The organism is Streptomyces sp. NBC_00306, from assembly GCF_036169555.1.
GTDB classification, from domain to species: domain Bacteria; phylum Actinomycetota; class Actinomycetes; order Streptomycetales; family Streptomycetaceae; genus Streptomyces; species Streptomyces achmelvichensis.
In genome coordinates, this window is sequence record NZ_CP108032.1 from 8,025,602 (window position 1) to 8,041,953 (window position 16,352).

The window sequence follows — 16,352 nt, forward strand, 5'->3', positions numbered from 1 at the left end:
ATCGCGTTCATCGAGTCCGTTCTCCTTGAATCCGGTCTTCGCGTATTCGATCTACCGCTGTCCTGCTTCGAGCAACACGGCCGAGCAGGTTCGGGGGACGGAGCTGCGCGGCGAGCAAGGCGGCCAGGGCGAGGGCGAAGCCAAGGGTCTGCAGCAGGCTCAGGGACTCGCCGAGCGTGATGCCGATGACGGCCGCGACCAGCGGGGACAGCAGCACCAGCGGTGCGGACGCGCCGACCGGCAGCTTTCCGATCCCGCGGAACCACAGGGCGTACGCGATCAGCCCGCCCACGCTGCCGAGCCACAGGTAGCCGCCGACAGCTCCGGCGTCGATACGCCGCGGCACTCCCTCGATGGCAAAGGTGAGCGGGAGCAACAACAGCCCGCCGAACGTCAGTTGCCAGCCGGCCAGGGTGAGGGGACCGACCCCTGCGGGACGGCCCCAGCGCTTGGTGAGGACGACCCCAACCGCCATGGCGGCCGTACCGCCGAGCCCGGCGAGCACTCCCACCGTGTCCAGCCGGGCCTCGGGCCCGAGCACGACGAATCCGATGCCGACCACGCCGAGCACACCCCAGGCCCATCGCCAGGCCGTCGGCCGGTCGTGCAGCACCGCGATCGCCACCCCGGCGACCAGCAGCGGCTGGGCGGCGCCGAGCGTCGCTGCGACGCCGCCGGGGAGTCGTTCGGCCGCCAGGAACAACAGAGGGAACAGAGCACCGATGTTGAGTACGCCGAGGACGGCAGCCTTCCACCACCAGTCCCCGCGCGGGAGCACACGGGTGATCGCCAGCGCGAGCAGCCCGGCGGGCAGGGCGCGCATCAGCCCGGCGAACAACGGATGCCCGGACGGCAGCAGTTCCGTGGTCACGGCGTACGTGGTGCCCCAGGACGCGGGGGCGAGTGCGGTCAGTGCGACGGTCGCCGCCTGCAGCGGGGGCGAAGTCCGCAGCGGGGCCGGTGCGGTCAAGGTAGGCATGCGATGCAGTCTTGGCCCTGCTCACCATGAATCCAAAGCATGCTTGTCATGCCAGCCATGAACCATAACGATGGTTGTGTGGATCTCCAGCAGATGCGGTACGTCGTCGCCGTCGCCGAAACCCGTAACTTCACCCGCGCCGCGGAGCGTTGCTCCGTGGTGCAGTCGGCTCTCAGCCACCGGATAGCGGGGCTGGAACGGGAACTCGGGGTCAAGCTGTTTGCCCGGTCCAGCCGCCGCACCGAGCTGACCAGCGCTGGAGCAGCGTTTCTCGTCGGCGCGCGCGAGTGTCTGGCCGCCGCCGACCGCGCGGCCGCCGACGCTGCCGCCGCGACCGGAGTAGTACGCGGCCGGCTCGCCGTCGGCATGATCGTGACCTCGGCCGCCGTCGACGTACCCGAGCTGCTGCAGCGGTACCGCTCCCAACACCCGCACGTCCGCGTCGCCCTCCGTGCCGGCGGCAGCGACACACTGGCGGCGGCGATCCGGAACGGCGAACTGGACATCGCCTTCCTCGGCCTGCCGGAGAGCGAGCGGCCATCCGGTGTGGAATCCGTCGTTCTCGATCATGACGAGCATGTGCTGGTGGTGCCGGCCGGCCACCGTCTCGCTGGCACCCCTCGGGTCACGCTGCAGGAGGTCGCCGAGGAGACGTTCGTGGACTTCATGGACGGAACGCCGGGACGGGCCCAGTCCGATCAGGCGTTCGCCGCTGCGGGCCTGGTCCGTGACGTCGCGTACGAGGCCGGAGCCGCGTTGGTGACCCGGCTGATCGCGCGCGGACTCGGCATCGCGCTGCTGCCGTCGGCCTTCATCCGGCCGCTGGCCGAGGAGGACCCCGAACTGGCGCTGGTCCCGGTGGTCGACGGGCCGCACCGCATCGAATATCTGGCGTGGAGCCGATTCAACCCCAGCCCGGCAACTCGGGCGATGCTCGACGTCCTCGGGGTCGGACGACAGGTGTAGGCCCCTCGTGCAGCTCCTCCTGAGCAGGTCTCGACGTTGCTCTCCACGAACAGACCACCCAGACCCGGCCTCCTCCGGCTGCTTCCTACGCCGAGGCGATGCCTGCGCCTGCGACGCTCCCGTGGTCGTTGGCCTTTCGGCCGCCTCTCACCCGAGGAGGAGTGCCACCACCGCCGCCGAACCCAACTTGCCTGTGCTGCTGGCCGGTCCTTCCTCGAGGGCGTCGAAAGTCGCCAGCCACGGGTCAGCGGCCGCTCGGCCCGCGGCCGGGGGGCCAGCCCCGGACCGTTGCGTAGTGCCAGGCCGGTACGGTCATCTCCGGTTCATCACGGGCATGGTGCGCACCCCGAGCGTGGCCACTGGTGGAGCAGGCCCCGATCCTGGGAAGAAGAGGAGATCTTGCCGTACCGCCAGCACCTGCTGGCGGGGCCAGCGTGTCACGCCGCGCTGACGATTCCTCGGGGGCATTCTGTGGGCACTTGCGATCGTGGGGGTGGCCGAAGCGAAGGGTCCAAACATGCGGGTGCCGTCTCAGGGCGTCACGGTCGTAGCTCTCCTGGCGGATCCCGATGCGCCCACTGAGATCGCGCAACGCATGGCCCGGATACTTCCTGCTCGGCTCGCCGACAAGTCAGGCCAAGGGCGAAGGTTCGAGGTCGAGGTGGTCAGCGAGCCATTCACCTCTGGGGCCGAGGACCTGCCCACGTTGATGCGCCGGATCATGGATCGCGGAAGTGCAGAGAATTGGGACATCGTCATCGCCCTCACCGACCTTCCGCTGCTCTCACACGGACGCAAGCTCGTTGTGGACCTGAGTCACGAACACGGCCTGGCACTGCTGTCTCTGCCTCCGCTGGGGGGCTTGCGGTTGCAGACGAGAGCCAGGCGGGTCGTGGAAGCAGCCGTGCTCGGCTTGCTAGCTCCGCAGGCCACACAGGCTGAAGGACCTGCGCCAAGTCCGCCGCTTCTGCGACCCTTTGCGGGTCGTCTCACGCCAATCCACCCGAGCCCGGTCGGTGAGGAGGAGACCGCCGATCTGCGATATGTCGTCAGCGGGCTGCGCGGTTACCTGAGAGTGCTCTTCGGCATGGTCCGCGCCAATCGTCCGTGGCGATTGGTGCCAGGCCTGTCGAAAGCCCTGGCGGCCGCACTTGCCACGGGGGCCATCGCGACCCTGGACTCCACCGTCTGGAGTCTGGCCGGGGCCCTGAGCGTGCCGCGCCTCGTGATTGCCACGGTCGGGTCACTCGGAATCATGATCGGGTGGCTGATCGTGGACGGGGAGCTGTGGCACCGATCAACCGAACTCTCGCGGGAGGCCAGGCAGAGGGCAAGGCTCTACAACGCCTCTACGGTCATGACCGTGGGTATCGGGGTGCTGGTCTGCTACGGGGGCTTGGTCGTCATCAACTTGCTGTGGGCGTTGTTCATCGTCAACGACCGCGTGTTCGCATCCACGACACAAACCCCGCTGCACGCCACGGAATACCTGACGTTGTCATGGTTCGTCGCGTCGATTGCCACAGTGGGCGGTGCGCTGGGATCAGGCTTGGAGAGCGACGAAGCGATCCGGGCAGCCGCCTACTCCAAGCGCGAACAGGAACGTCGCCATATGCTCCGCAACGGCCCCAGCGACGAACCGTCGCAGTGACCCGAGCCGGCGCAATTGGCTCCCGGAGGCGGTGCGGCGGCATCATGGCTGGCCGGAGTGCCGAGGGCCCGGGGCAACACGGGGCGGTCCTTCGGATCAGCCCGCGCCCGCTGAACCAGGCCACGTTTTGCCTTATCGGTCGGCGACGCCAGCCCTTCACTCCGCCCCGCAACTCCGTCAGCATCCGTTTCGTCGGGGGTTGTTGAGCGGGTCCCCTCGCCGCCTTCTGTTCTCCGCTGACCTGCTTACCCAGTGCCGGGCTGAACGGGGGACACCTGGCGCCAAGGCGCCTGTCGCGCTCGATCGCCACATGGGAGGGCGTACAACGGAACCTCGGGCCGAAAGGCCGTCGCGCCTACCCCGACCGGATTGAGACCGTGACAGATTCCCTGCCGGCCACTGCGGCGCACGCGGTGCGGATCGTGCTGGTCGCCGACCCCGGAGTGGCGACGGAGATTGTCCAGGAACTGGCCGACAAGCTGCCGCAGCTGCTGAGGCAGCGGGTCCGCGCGGACGTCGACTGGCGGGTTACGGCGCGCACGGCACCCCTGGTCGCGGACGAGCAACTGGACGTCTCCTCCGCGATCGACGTCGTACGCCCCTTCCTCCCCGAAGGAGACTGGGAGGCCGGAGTCTTCCTCACCGATCTGCCTCGACGAGCCGGCCTGCGCCCGGTCAGCGTCGAGGTGAGCTTGGAGGACCGCATCGCGCTGGTGTCCCTGCCGGCGCTCGGCTCCTGGCGGATGAGACGGCGCGCCCGGCATGTCGTCGCGGATGTCATCGGCAGACTCACCCGCGAGCGGGCCGAGCTCGCTCCCGCGCCGGAGGAAGCCGGCCGGCTGGAAACTTCAGAGACCAGCGAGGATGGCCTGCAACGCTTCATCGTGCCCGGCCTGCGCGGCCATCTGCGTCTCGTCGCCGGCATGGTGCGGGCCAACCGCCCCTGGCGGCTCTTCGCAACCCTCTCCCGGGCACTGGCCGGTGTCTTCGCCACCGCCGCCTTCGGCCTGGTCAACACCTCGGCCTGGACCATCTCCTCGGGCATGGACGTGGGCCGACTGCTCGGGGCCTGCGTCTTGTCCTTCCTCGCCCTCACGGCATGGATCATCATCGATCACGAGCTCTGGGAACGCCCTCACGATTCACTCTCCCGCCCCTTCTCCCGCCTCTACAACACAGTCACCTGCGTGACGATCACCCTCGGTGTGCTGTCCCTCTATCTGGTCCTGTTCCTCGTCCTCTTCGGCGTCACCCTGCTCATCCTGAACTCGTCGGTCTTGGGCAAGGTCGTCGGGCAAGACGCAACAATCCACGACTACGCCGTGCTGGCCTGGTTCGTCAGCTCCATGGGCATGGTCGGAGGTGCGTTCGGTTCCGGACTCGAAGACGATGGCACTGTCCGCAACGCGGCGTACGGCGAGCGTCAGCGCCAGCGGTGGCAGAAGCTGCGGGAGGAGAAGAAGGAGCGGGAAGGGCAGCCGGGGGAGACATAGAGCGGTCGGCCCTGTCCATGAGAACAGACTCGCGCAATGTCCCCGCACAACTTCGCCTGTCGTGGCAGTCGCAGTCGCGACGGGCGCGGGTCGAGCCCTCGGTCATGGCCGCCATGGGTCGCATGCTCGCGACCTGAGGCTGAGCCGCCGGGGCGAGTACTCCACCGGGAGGTGGACCACCGCGTTCACCGAAGGGCGTCGGCAGGGGGCAGACAAAGGCCCCGACTGGTTCGGGGGATCCCCAGCCGGGGCCGATCGACAGTGGGCGAGAAGGGCGGTCGCCTCGCGGCGGGGGCTCCATAAGGCTTCAGCCGAACGATCGTCCTCATGGGCAAAGGGTGAGGCCCGGGGACACAGTTCCCTTCACGCCCACATATGGACCAACGGTGAAACACCCTCGAATGTTCCCTGGGAGCGGATCAAACCGGGACTCTCCGGATGCTCGTGTGAGCGGGGCCCGGGGGGCGGCGCCTGTCGCGCGGTTCCCGGCGCGATCAGGTAATCAGGAACGGTGAACAAGGACGCGAGCGACCCCTTCGTGCATGTCCGGGGCGCCAGTGAGAACAACCTGCGGAACGTCGATGTCGACGTTCCGCGGGACGCGATGGTCGCCTTCACCGGCGTCTCCGGTTCGGGCAAGTCCTCGCTCGCGTTCGGCACGCTTTACGCGGAGGCTCAGCGGCGCTACTTCGAGTCCGTAGCACCGTACGCCCGAAGGCTGTTGCAACAGGTCGGCGCACCGCACGTGGAGGAAATCACCGGACTGCCACCCGCCGTGGCCCTGCAGCAGCGACGCGGGTCGCCCAGCTCGCGCTCGACGGTCGGCACCATCACCACGCTGTCAAATCTGCTGCGCATGCTGTACTCCCGCGCCGGCACCTATCCGCCCCGGGCCGCACGGCTGGAAGCCGAGTCGTTCTCACCCAACACCGCGGCCGGCGCCTGCCCGGAGTGCCACGGACTGGGCGTCGTGCACGACGTCGCCGAGGACCTGCTCGTCCCGGACCCCTCGCTCAGCATCCGCGAGGGGGCGATCGCCGCCTGGCCGGGCGCCTGGCAGGGCGCCAACCTGCGCAGTGTCGTGAGCGGCCTGGGGATCGACATCGACCGACCGTGGCGCAGGCTCAGGAAGAAGGACCGGGACTGGCTGCTGTACACGGACGAGCAGCCCTCCGTGTACATCGAGCCGGAGGAGGACCGCGTCGACTACGGCTACCAGGGCAAGTTCTGGAGCGCCCGCAAGCACGTCATGCACGTCCTCGCCGACTCCAAGAGCGAGAAGATGCGAGAACGGGCGCTCCGGTTCGTCAGAAGTGTGCCGTGCCCCGAGTGTCACGGCAGCGGACTGCGGCCTGAGGCGCTCGCCGTGACCTTCGCCGGACATTCCATCGCCGAGATCAACGCGATGCCCCTCACCGAGGTCGTGGCGCTCCTGCGGCCCGTCGCGCGGCGGTCCAAGGCCGACGCCACCACGTCGACCGCCCGATCAGGGGAGACGACCGAGGTCGCGGTCCGGATCTGCGGCGATCTGGTCGCGCGGGTCGACGTCCTGCTCGACCTGGGCCTCGGATATCTCAGCCTCGGGCGCCGCTCGACGACCCTGTCGCCCGGCGAGGCGCAGCGCCTGCGGATCGCCACCCAGCTGCGCTCGGGGCTGTTCGGCTTCGTCTACGTCCTCGACGAGCCCTCCGCGGGCCTGCACCCGGCTGACGCGGAACCGCTGCTGGACGTGCTGGACCGCCTCAAGGCGGCGGGCAACTCGCTGTTCGTCGTGGAGCACGACATGGACGTCGTACGGCGGGCGGACTGGGTGGTCGACATCGGCCCCGGCGCGGGCGAGGGCGGCGGACGCGTGCTGTACAGCGGCCCGGTCGCCGGTCTTGAGCGGGTCGCGGAGTCGGCCACGAGCCAGTACCTGTTCGGGCGCGCCCAGCCGCTCGATCACCGCCCGCGGACACCGCACGGCTGGCTGCACCTGCGCGGCGTCTCCCGCCACAATCTGCACGACGTGTCCGTCGACGTACCGCTCTGCGTACTGACGGCGGTGACGGGCGTGTCCGGTTCCGGGAAGTCGACGCTGGTGACGCAGGTGCTCGCCGAGGTCGTCCGCGGGCACCTCGGACTCGTACCCGAGGAGCCCGACGAGGCGCAGCTGGAGGTCGACGTCCAGGACGCGTCGGGTGTCGAGTCGTTCGACCGGCTGGTCCGGGTCGACCAACGGCCCATCGGTCGAACTCCCCGGTCCAACCTGGCCACGTACACGGGGATGTTCGACGCGGTGCGCAAGCTGTACGCGGCGACGGACGAAGCCAGAGCGCGCGGCTACTCGGCCGGGCGGTTCTCCTTCAATGTGCCCGAAGGGCGGTGCGAGACCTGCCAGGGCGAAGGATTCGTCGCGGTGGAACTGCTGTTCCTGCCCGGCACCTACGCGCCGTGCCCGACCTGCCAGGGCGCCCGGTACAACGCCGAAACGCTGGAAGTCACCTACCGCGGCAAGAACATCGCGGAAGTGCTGGCGCTGTCCGTCGACGCCGCCGCCAAGTTCCTGTCCGCCGTCCCGGCCGCCTCCCGCAGTCTGGAGACGTTGCGCGAGGTGGGACTGGGGTACCTGCGGCTGGGCCAGCCCGCGACGGAACTCAGCGGTGGTGAGGCGCAACGCATCAAACTGGCCACCGAACTGCAGAGAGCCCGCCGCGGGCACGCGCTCTACCTGCTCGACGAGCCGACGGCGGGGCTGCACCCCTCGGACATCGCGCTGCTGCTGCGACAGCTGCACCGGCTCGTCGACGCCGGCAACACGGTCGTCCTCGTCGAGCACGACCTGGACACGATCACCACCGCCGACTGGATTATCGACCTCGGGCCGGGCGGCGGCGACGCGGGCGGGAGGGTGGTGGCAGCGGGCCCGCCGGCCAAGGTGGCGAGGGCCCGCCGCAGCGCTACCGCGCCCTATCTCGCGGCCCGGCTCGCGGGCCCCTGACGATGGCGCCAGGGACTGAGAGCTCCGGTCATCCGGGTTTGGGGTGCAGAGTCGCGCGAGTCGCCGTGCTGCGCTCCAGGTTTGTGACGGATAGCCCGCTCCTGGCGCGGGTAGCGAGACACCATCCATGGGTGTACCGCCAGCACATCCCTATGGCCGCAGGCGGGACGTCCTGTCGAAGACGTGGACTTCCAAGCAGAGGCCCGCGAGTTTCTCACCTCGCGGCGCGCGAAGATCACCCCCGAACGGGCGGGGCTGCCCTGGTAACTGTCGGCGGGTCCCCGGCCTGCGCCGCAGCGAGCCGCTCTGGCCGATGTGACCGTGGAGTACTACGCCCAGCTGGAGCGCGGCAACCTCGCCGGCGTCTCCCCGGCCGTCCTCGAAGCCGTTGCCCGCGACCTTCAGCTCGACTACGCCGAGCGCTCCCACCTGCTGAACCTGGCACAGGCTGCCGACGGCACCGAAGCCCTCAGCCGGCCCCGCCGCCCGGTCAGGGACTCCGCACCGCAGCCTGCAATGGGCCCTCGACGCTGTCACCGCCGGACCGGCCGTGTTCGCAACGGCCGGATGGACTGCTGGCCGCCAACCAGCTGGCCCGCGCCTTCTACGCCGACGCCCACGCCACAGCCGGCAACCAGGCAAACCTGGCCCGCTTCCAGTTCCTTGACCTGGCCTGCCGCTGTTTCTACCTTGACTGGGAGCTGGCCGCCGGCATCGCTGCCGCCATCCTGCGCACGGAAGCCGGACGTCATCCCCACGACAAGGAACTCCACGACCTCGTCGGCGAGTTGTCCACCCGCGGCGACGACTTTCGCACCCGCTGGGGCGCCCACAGCGTCCGCCACCCACGGCACCGGCACCGAACGCTTCCACCACCACGCCGTCGGCGACCTCATCCTCGCCTACGAGGGCCTGGAAATGGCCTCCGAACCCGGATTGACCCTCGCCGTCTACACCGCCTGAGCCCGCCTCACCCTCCGAAGAGGGACTGCGGCTGCTCGCCTCCTGGGCCGCCACTCAGGAGGCCGGCTCCCCCGTGGAGCAGGAAGCCGACTGATCTCAGGCGGCGAAACAGCTCTGGGTCTCTACGCCGACGTCGCCGGGTCAGGTGCCCGCGGTCCAGCTTCACCGTGCCCAGCCCGCCCTCCGTGTGCTGCGGAACTGCTCGCCGCCGCTCGGCCGCCGCGTTATCAGCCGTCAAACCGCCGGTGATGCCCCTACTCCTGCTCTCCGTCACCGGTCGAGTTCGATTACCTCGCTGTCGGACACGCGGAAATCTGTGTCGGCTGGAGTAGACATTGGGTGGTGGTGTGGTTATGGTTTCTCTCGTAGCCGAGATCAGCAGGGCCCGGCAGACACGAACTGGCGGGCAGCAGTATGTAGTTGCAGGGCGGTGCGGTGGTGGAGTTCCGAAGCCGGAGTGGTTGCAGGATGGCGACGGGGCTGACGGCCGGACCGGGTGGCCCGCAGTGATCAGGGGCCGCCGTGAGCAGTACCGCAGTGGCAGTACCTGTCAGTGCAGTTCGCAGTACCCCGCAGTGAAGTCAGTGAGCAGTACCTCGGTGAAGGCGTCGGCTGCGGGCGCGCGCGCCGGGAGGTTCGGCAGTGGGGTTCCAAGCCAGAGCGGATGCAGGACGGGCGACGGGGCTGGCTGCCGAAGAGTGGCGCTAGGGCAGGCCACCAGCAGTTCGCAGTACCAGCAGTACAGAGCAGTACGCAGTACCAGTAGTAGGTATGTGATCCCAGAGGGAAGAACGGAGGAGCCAGGCGCCATCAGGATCGCCCGGGCAGAGAGTGTTGAGTCCGGGTACCGCAGGACATCGATAGTGAGGTGGTCTCCGGTCGAGCAACCGCGATCCCCGCATGTGCTGCCCTCTCCCGGGTGGGCATGCGGACACAGTAGGCCGGTGCAGTACCAGGGCCGGCAGATGGTGTAGCAGTTCCTTCGGGGCCCTGGTGCCAATGGCACCAGGGCCCCTCCACGCGTTCCACAGAGAGGTGCAATGACAGCAGACGATTCGTTCGGCCGTCTCGATGACGACGACTACCCCGCCTACACCATGGGCCGGGCCGCCGAGATGCTCGGCACCACCCAGTCCTTCCTCCGCGCCATCGGCGAAGCCCGCCTCATCACCCCGCTCCGCTCTCCGGGCGGCCACCGCCGCTACTCCCGCTACCAGCTGCGCATCGCCGCCCGCGCCCGGGAAATCGTGGACCAGGGCACTCCCATCGAGGCTGCCTGCCGCATCGTCATCCTCGAAGACCAGCTCGAAGAGGCCCAGCGCATCAACGCCGAATACCGCCGCTCCGCCGAAACGGCGAACCCGACGGCTGCGGCCTGAGACCGCTGTTCCCGTCCAACAGCCAGCTGCTGCCGACCTCATGCACGTCGCCCGGAACGCTTCAGCGCCCCGCTCACGGGCGTGGTCCGCATCTCCGCCCGCGGTCCCCTTACGATTGTTGAGGACAACCTAGGATTCACCAACGACGGACGTCGTTGACGTCACCCTGCCCTGATGCGCAAACAGGGCAGGGAGCGGGCCCGTTGGCGGCTGAGCAGCCCGGCGAGTGCCTACGCCTGCTGACTCGGCACCATCAACGGCCCCGCACACCGCCGTCCCCGGCGAGCTGTGTCGGAACGTGTGCCTCGTTGCATGCAGGTTCTGGGACTGGGTACTCGGATGCTTTCGTGTCTGAACGGAGGAGGGACATGGACGACGTCGGCGATTCTGGCAGGGAAGGTGTTCCCGTGGCCGGGCATCAGTCGCGGTCCGGTGCCCTGGTCCACGGCACGCTGGAGAACCTGCAGGCGGCTGCCATCGCGGTCGATGAGGATGGTCTCATCGTCGCGGCCAACAAGGCAGCCCTGAGCTTGCTGGGCTGGGCTGCCCGGGAAATCGTCGGCCAGGACTTCCACGATTTGCTGCACCGGGACAGATACGGGCACTCGATGCCGCGCACTCGCTGCCGGATGAGGAAGGCAATTCTCACGGGGGACACCCGGCATGGCGATGCCGAGTGGTTCGCCCGTGAGGATGGCACTCTCGTCCAGATGTCCTGGCTGGTCACGCCCTGCAAACCCGGCTCGGACGTGATCGGTGCGCTGGTGATGCTGTACGGGCCGAAGCCGAAGCAGGAGGACTCGCACCACAGCGATGTCGGGCCCTCCGGGCCCCTGACGGAACTGGACCGCCTGGCCCTGCTCGCAGAGACGACCACGCAACTTACATCCACCCTGGACGTGGACGAGGCACTGCACCGACTGGCTGCTCTGACCGTGCCCCGGCTGGCGGACTGGGCAGTGTTCGACGTGCTCACGGAACATGATGAAGTACGACGTGTCCTCGTGATGGAACACAAAGACGGCATTCTCGTCGAACGGGAAGACCTCCAAGGTCCGATGCCTCCCGTGCCGACAGAGTCGCCGATGCCCCTGTCGCGAGCTCTGCGCGGTGCCTCCTCCTCTCTGGCCGGCCCCGCCACCTACCAGGGCCCGCCGGATTCGGGCATCGCGGTCGAGCAGCAGCGCTTGTTCACTGCGACGGGCATGCACTCCGCTGTCATTGCCCCCATTCGCGGTCTGCGCGACGTACTCGGCGCCCTGACCCTGGGCCGCGCACAGCGCCATGACGCCTTCACTGCCGCCGACCTGCCGCTGCTGGAGGACCTCACCCGCAGGGCGGGCCTGGCGCTGGACAATGCGCGTCTGTACCAGCGTCAGCGCAAAGTCGCGGAGACCATGCAACGGCACCTGTTGCCCCAGTTGCCCGTCCTGCCCGGGCTGGAGATGACCGCGCGATACGTACCCGCTCCGGACGCCTCCTCCGTCGGCGGTGACTGGTACGACGCCTTCGCTCTGGCCGCCCATACCCACGCACTTGTCATCGGCGATGTCGTCGGGCACGATCTGGACGCCGCAGCCGGCATGGCGCAGGTCCGCAACATGCTGCGTGCCTTCGCCTGGTCCCACCCCGACGCCGCGCCCAGCGCCGTCGTCACACGGCTCGACGAGGCGGTGATGCACATAGCCGAGGTACCCATGGCGACCATGATCTTCGCCATGCTCACACTCGGCGATGACGCATTGTGGCGCCTCAGCTGGACGACCGCCGGCCACCCGCCGCCCCTGCTCATCACCCATGACGGTCAGGCCCGCTACCTCGACGAGGCTCACGGCATGCTGCTCGGCACCGGAGTCACCAGACCTCGCCCCGACGCCGTCACTGTCCTGCCACCCCGGGCCACGCTTGTGCTCTACACCGACGGACTGGTCGAATCCCCGCACCACTCCATCGATCATGGGCTGGACCGGCTGCGCCGACACGCGGCGTCCCTGGCCCACCGCCCCCTGGACTCCTTCTGCGACTCACTGCTGAACCAGGTCCGCCCCAGCGACAATGACGACGACGTCGCCATGATCGCACTGCGGACACCCCCTCCCGCACAGGAGCAGTGATGCGAATGCCCCGCAGACCTATTGCGGAGGAAGGCTGAGCCGTCGTGGGCGGGCGCTTCGGCCGCTGTCGTCTTCACGATTCACGAAGAAGGCTGTCGCATATGCAGGCTCGCGATTGTTTGCGGGGTTCGCGGCTGCCCCAGGTGAGGGTCAGGCGCGTGTTCCACCACGGTGATTGGGCCCCGGGCGGAGTCAGCAGCGGGCTGATCTCGTTGTGCAGGGCCCGCTCCTGGAGCCGGTTCCGGGATGCTGTCGTGGGTGGGTTGGGCCACGATCTCGATCACGGCGGCCACCTCGCCGCGCTCGTCCGGCTCGGACCGCGAGTGGAAGACCACCTCCGCTCTCCCGGACAGCACACCCGGCCGGCCGGTCGACCTCACCGGGCATGCCCGGTGATCTCCAGACGGGGTGGAGCTGGGGACCTGCTCATGCGCGCTGCGCCTGCTCGGGGGAGAACGTGTACCGCCGCGGACCTCCTTCTCCGCTACGGCCCTCCCTGCATCCAGCGGTGGGGCCGTAGCCATGTCCTGGCCGGGGGTCACCGGGGCTGCGCCCGGCCGTCCACTGCTGCCCAGCTCGGCTGACGCCGTTCCCGGCCCGTCAGTGGGCCGGTCGCGCCTGCCGGGTCGCGCCCGTCCTGCCCGTCTCGATGCCTTTGGGGTGGGGGTTGCCGTGGTTGATCAGGTGGGGGTGATGGTGCAGCTCGCCGGGCCGCGGTTCTCCCCGCCTCTGCGTGATGTGCAGCGCCCTACACGACGCCCTGCGTCGACACCCGCGCTGCTCATTCGCTCCGGCTCGTACCCTCCACACTCCCATCGGGGAGCCCGTGTCATGCCCGCGTCATCGATCCTACTCGCCGCAGCCGACCCTCCTTCCCATGACCACGCCCAGCGAGCGAAAGAGGGGCATTCGACATACGTGTCACGGGGCTCTCGTACGGCCTGGGGGCCGACTCGACCGCCATCCGTCGCTGCGAGTTCAGGTTTTCCGAAGGGACCGCAAGGCCCCCCATCAAGCGCGGTGTCGCCGGGCGCATTCATCCCTGTCGACGAGAACCGAGCGGGGGCAGGCGGTGTGATCGACAGCCACCCGGTGTGATGGTCGGTGGCATGCTGCTGTTGGCGTAATGGCGCCTCTGGGCCATTGACCGTCCCGGGTTCTGCGCCGTGGTGCAAGATCACGGCCAGCCCGAACCCTGGGGTCAAATCGCCACATACGGGTTCTTGTGGACAAAGGGTGCGTCGATCATAATCCGCGTGTCAGGTTCGAGTTCTGCTTCCGTCTTCCGGCGTGATCGATTCTGCGGTGCCGCTCGCGGTTTCGGTTCGCTGCGTTCGAGCCCATCCTCCGGCGTCGGGAGGAGGGCTCCGGCGGCCATACCAGTACAACCGCCCGCCGCAACGCCTTGACCGAGGACAGGAGCTGACCGTGGTGTTGAGCAGTGGTGGGTACTCGGCGAAGCTGAAGGCTGCCTTCGTGGGAGCGCTGCTCATTGCCGGTTGCGCCACCGTCTCGTGTGGCGGCGACGGCAATGCGGTCGGCGCCGGCGGCAAGGTCACGGTCGTCTACGCGGACGCCACGATCAAGCCGAAGGACCGGCATGCCGTGGCGGTTGTCCGGAAGTCCGCCGTGCTCGAGGACGTCGCCGACTGGGTGAACAAGTCGCTCGCCCTCCCGCATGACCTGGTCGTGAAAGTCACCGACAAGGTCCCACCGGGGGTGACGGATGCGGTTACCCAGCCCGACGGCAGGACGATCTTTGTGCCCCCGCCGTTCCTGACCCAGATCGAAGGGGTTCTCAGTAACGTGGTCAAGACCGTCGAGCGTCCCGCCCTGTTCCCTAGTGCCAAGTTCAACGCCGACGACCTGACCGCGCTGTCGACTCAGTTCATCTTCGGCCACGAGATGGGCCATGCTCTGCAGCGTCAGCTGCTGCTGGCGAACCTCGGCCTCGAGGAGGATGCCGCCGACGGGTTCGCGTCGTTCTACACCGTCAACGAGGTTGGACCCGGTCCGTCGTTGGCAGCTGCGATGCTTTTCGACGAGCTCGCACGCAAGGAGGGCAGGCTGACGCTGGAGGGGTTCTCAAGCGATCACCTCGTCACCCAACAGCGGGTCTTCAACTTCCTTTGCTACCTGGAGGGGAGCGACCCGAAGAGGTTCCACGGACCCCTGGTCAGTGCGGGATACCTGCCGAAAACCCGCGCCCCGTTGTGTCCGCAGGCATGGGCGATGCTGGACTACGGCTGGTGGACCCAACTCAAGCCACATTTCCGTGCGGCATTCAAGGACCAGGGCGACAAGACGCAGGAAAACGCCCGCGCCCAGCTGATCGCGGAGACGAAGGCTTTCGAGAAGCAGATCGACAAGCTCCGCAGCGGGCAATGAGCGTGAACGGTCGATGCTCGGGCAGGTCCGTCCGGAGCCCTCGGTAGAGTCTGGGCGATGACAGGAAGCCGTGGCCGCTGGCCAAAGACCGACCAGGATGGTGGCATCGAAGACGTGACACTCCTCATCCTGGAATGGCTGGGTGAGCAGGGTGTGAACGCCATGATCAGGGTGGACGCCGAGAGGGTGGCTGACAGCGCGCCGGCGTGGACCTTTGCCGCCAGTGGGGGTCCTTTGGAGCATGGCATGCGTGCTGATGGGAGGACCGTGCAGCAATGCATGTCCACAGCCCTGTCCCAGCTGCGCGAGGCAGGGCTGTCGGTTCCGTTTTGACCTTCGTCTTCGCTCGCCTCTGACTTCGATGCCCCGTCGAGCCACACACCGAACAGGTGCGTGGCTCGACGTATTCATCCCCACCTTGTCCCGTTGAGCTGCCGTGCCACCGATGTCGACTCGCCGTATCTGGCCGGTGAGATCACGCAGGTCAGCCGGGAGTAGTCGTGAACTTCGAGTTTGCGTGCGAGAGTTGGCGATGTGATGCGACGCGGTGCGGCTTGCGTGGTCGTGGCAAGCCGCACGCGGAGGGGGAGATCTTCAGGTAGAACCGGCAGCCGTCGGCGCGCACGAGCTCCCAGACCCGGGAGCTGCCCGCGGGTGCGAGGCGTTCCGGACGCCGGATATGCATCCAACTTCTCGCTCGGCCCAGCCGCGCAGTGCCGGGGGAAGAGCGTTCGCGTCGCGCATGCCCCCACCTCGGTGAGGGTCATGATGCGGATGTGAACGGGGCACGGCGCGCGTCCGCCGGGCGCAGGATCACCGCGGACTTGACGGGCTGAGCGGGAGGATTTTCGAACGCAGGATGGGCGGCGGGAAGTAGGCGCACGGGTTCACGGATTTCTCCTCAGAGGGGATCGGATCGAGCGCCCCGGACAACGCCGCTGATCGCGGGGCCGATACGGGGCGACCCGGGGGAATGATCGATGCAGGTTCGAAGCCCGGTGCGGCGGGCAAGTGTGGTCGGCGCCCCTGCCCGTTCGATTCGCTCGTCAAGGAGACGGGACGACGCCGTAAGCCGAGCGGGGGATTGCGCGAGGGCATCGAGAGCACCGGTCTCCTCGTGAGGCGTGAATGCGGGCCGTGGACGGAACCCTCGGCCACGCCACTGACAATGAGGCGGAGCGATGCCGGGATCCGGACGATCCGAGCGCCCCTTCCGGCGGCGGGCGCGGATGGTCAACCCTGCTGGATGACCTGGTGCGGAGCCGGGAGAAAGGATCGAACCGGTCGGCACAGTCCGGCGGTTAAGCGGGCGGCGGGATGGCTTGAACTGCCCAGACCGCGCTCACCCACAGGTCGAATGCGGGCGTGGCGGACCGTGAACGGGCGGACCGAAGGCTACCCTCAGAACCTTCGGCGACGAGTGCCAGGCGGCCGCGAGG

10 protein-coding genes and 1 pseudogene are annotated in these 16,352 nt (G+C 68.4%); 10 read left to right on the forward strand and 1 reads right to left on the reverse strand.

Annotation, left to right across the window (positions count from 1 at the left end; all coding sequences use genetic code 11):
- Positions 1-7: 7 nt before the first annotated feature.
- Positions 8-979 carry an EamA family transporter gene (locus OHA05_RS35810; protein ID WP_328862922.1) on the reverse strand — a complete coding sequence of 324 codons (972 nt, stop codon included), beginning with the start codon at positions 977-979 and terminating at the stop codon, positions 8-10.
- A 78-nt stretch (positions 980-1,057) separates the two neighbouring features.
- On the opposite strand from OHA05_RS35810, the gene OHA05_RS35815 reads away from it, so the two are divergent.
- The 10 genes and pseudogenes from OHA05_RS35815 to OHA05_RS35860 all read left to right on the forward strand — a co-directional run bounded on the left by OHA05_RS35815 (position 1,058) and on the right by OHA05_RS35860 (position 15,246).
- Positions 1,058-1,945: a LysR family transcriptional regulator gene (locus tag OHA05_RS35815; RefSeq protein ID WP_328863527.1), complete on the forward strand. Its 888-nt coding sequence runs from the start codon at positions 1,058-1,060 to the stop codon at positions 1,943-1,945.
- A 493-nt stretch (positions 1,946-2,438) separates the two neighbouring features.
- Positions 2,439-3,596 (forward strand): hypothetical protein, encoded by a 1,158-nt coding sequence (locus OHA05_RS35820; protein WP_328862923.1) that lies wholly within the window; start codon positions 2,439-2,441, stop codon positions 3,594-3,596.
- A 377-nt stretch (positions 3,597-3,973) separates the two neighbouring features.
- Positions 3,974-5,089 (forward strand): hypothetical protein, encoded by a 1,116-nt coding sequence (locus tag OHA05_RS35825; RefSeq protein WP_328862924.1) that lies wholly within the window; start codon positions 3,974-3,976, stop codon positions 5,087-5,089.
- 511 nt (positions 5,090-5,600) lie between these two features.
- Entirely contained in the window at positions 5,601-8,069 is a 2,469-nt protein-coding gene (gene uvrA / locus OHA05_RS35830; protein ID WP_328862925.1) for an excinuclease ABC subunit UvrA, read from the forward strand.
- Positions 8,070-8,252: 183 nt separating this feature from the next.
- Positions 8,253-9,126, forward strand: a pseudogene (locus OHA05_RS35835) (MmyB family transcriptional regulator).
- 946 nt (positions 9,127-10,072) lie between these two features.
- Positions 10,073-10,411, forward strand: coding sequence for a MerR family transcriptional regulator (locus tag OHA05_RS35840; protein WP_328862926.1), 339 nt, complete (start codon positions 10,073-10,075; stop codon positions 10,409-10,411).
- A 368-nt stretch (positions 10,412-10,779) separates the two neighbouring features.
- A complete protein-coding gene (locus OHA05_RS35845) occupies positions 10,780-12,525 on the forward strand; it encodes a SpoIIE family protein phosphatase (protein WP_328862927.1) in 1,746 nt (581 codons plus the stop codon).
- Between the two features lie 258 nt (positions 12,526-12,783).
- The gene (locus OHA05_RS35850; RefSeq protein WP_328862928.1) at positions 12,784-12,921 is read left to right on the forward strand and encodes a hypothetical protein; all 138 of its coding nucleotides are present in this window, start codon (positions 12,784-12,786) and stop codon (positions 12,919-12,921) included.
- A 1,032-nt stretch (positions 12,922-13,953) separates the two neighbouring features.
- Positions 13,954-14,913: a DUF4344 domain-containing metallopeptidase gene (locus tag OHA05_RS35855; protein ID WP_328862929.1), complete on the forward strand. Its 960-nt coding sequence runs from the start codon at positions 13,954-13,956 to the stop codon at positions 14,911-14,913.
- 57 nt (positions 14,914-14,970) lie between these two features.
- Positions 14,971-15,246: a hypothetical protein gene (locus tag OHA05_RS35860; RefSeq protein ID WP_328862930.1), complete on the forward strand. Its 276-nt coding sequence runs from the start codon at positions 14,971-14,973 to the stop codon at positions 15,244-15,246.
- Positions 15,247-16,352: the final 1,106 nt, after the last annotated feature.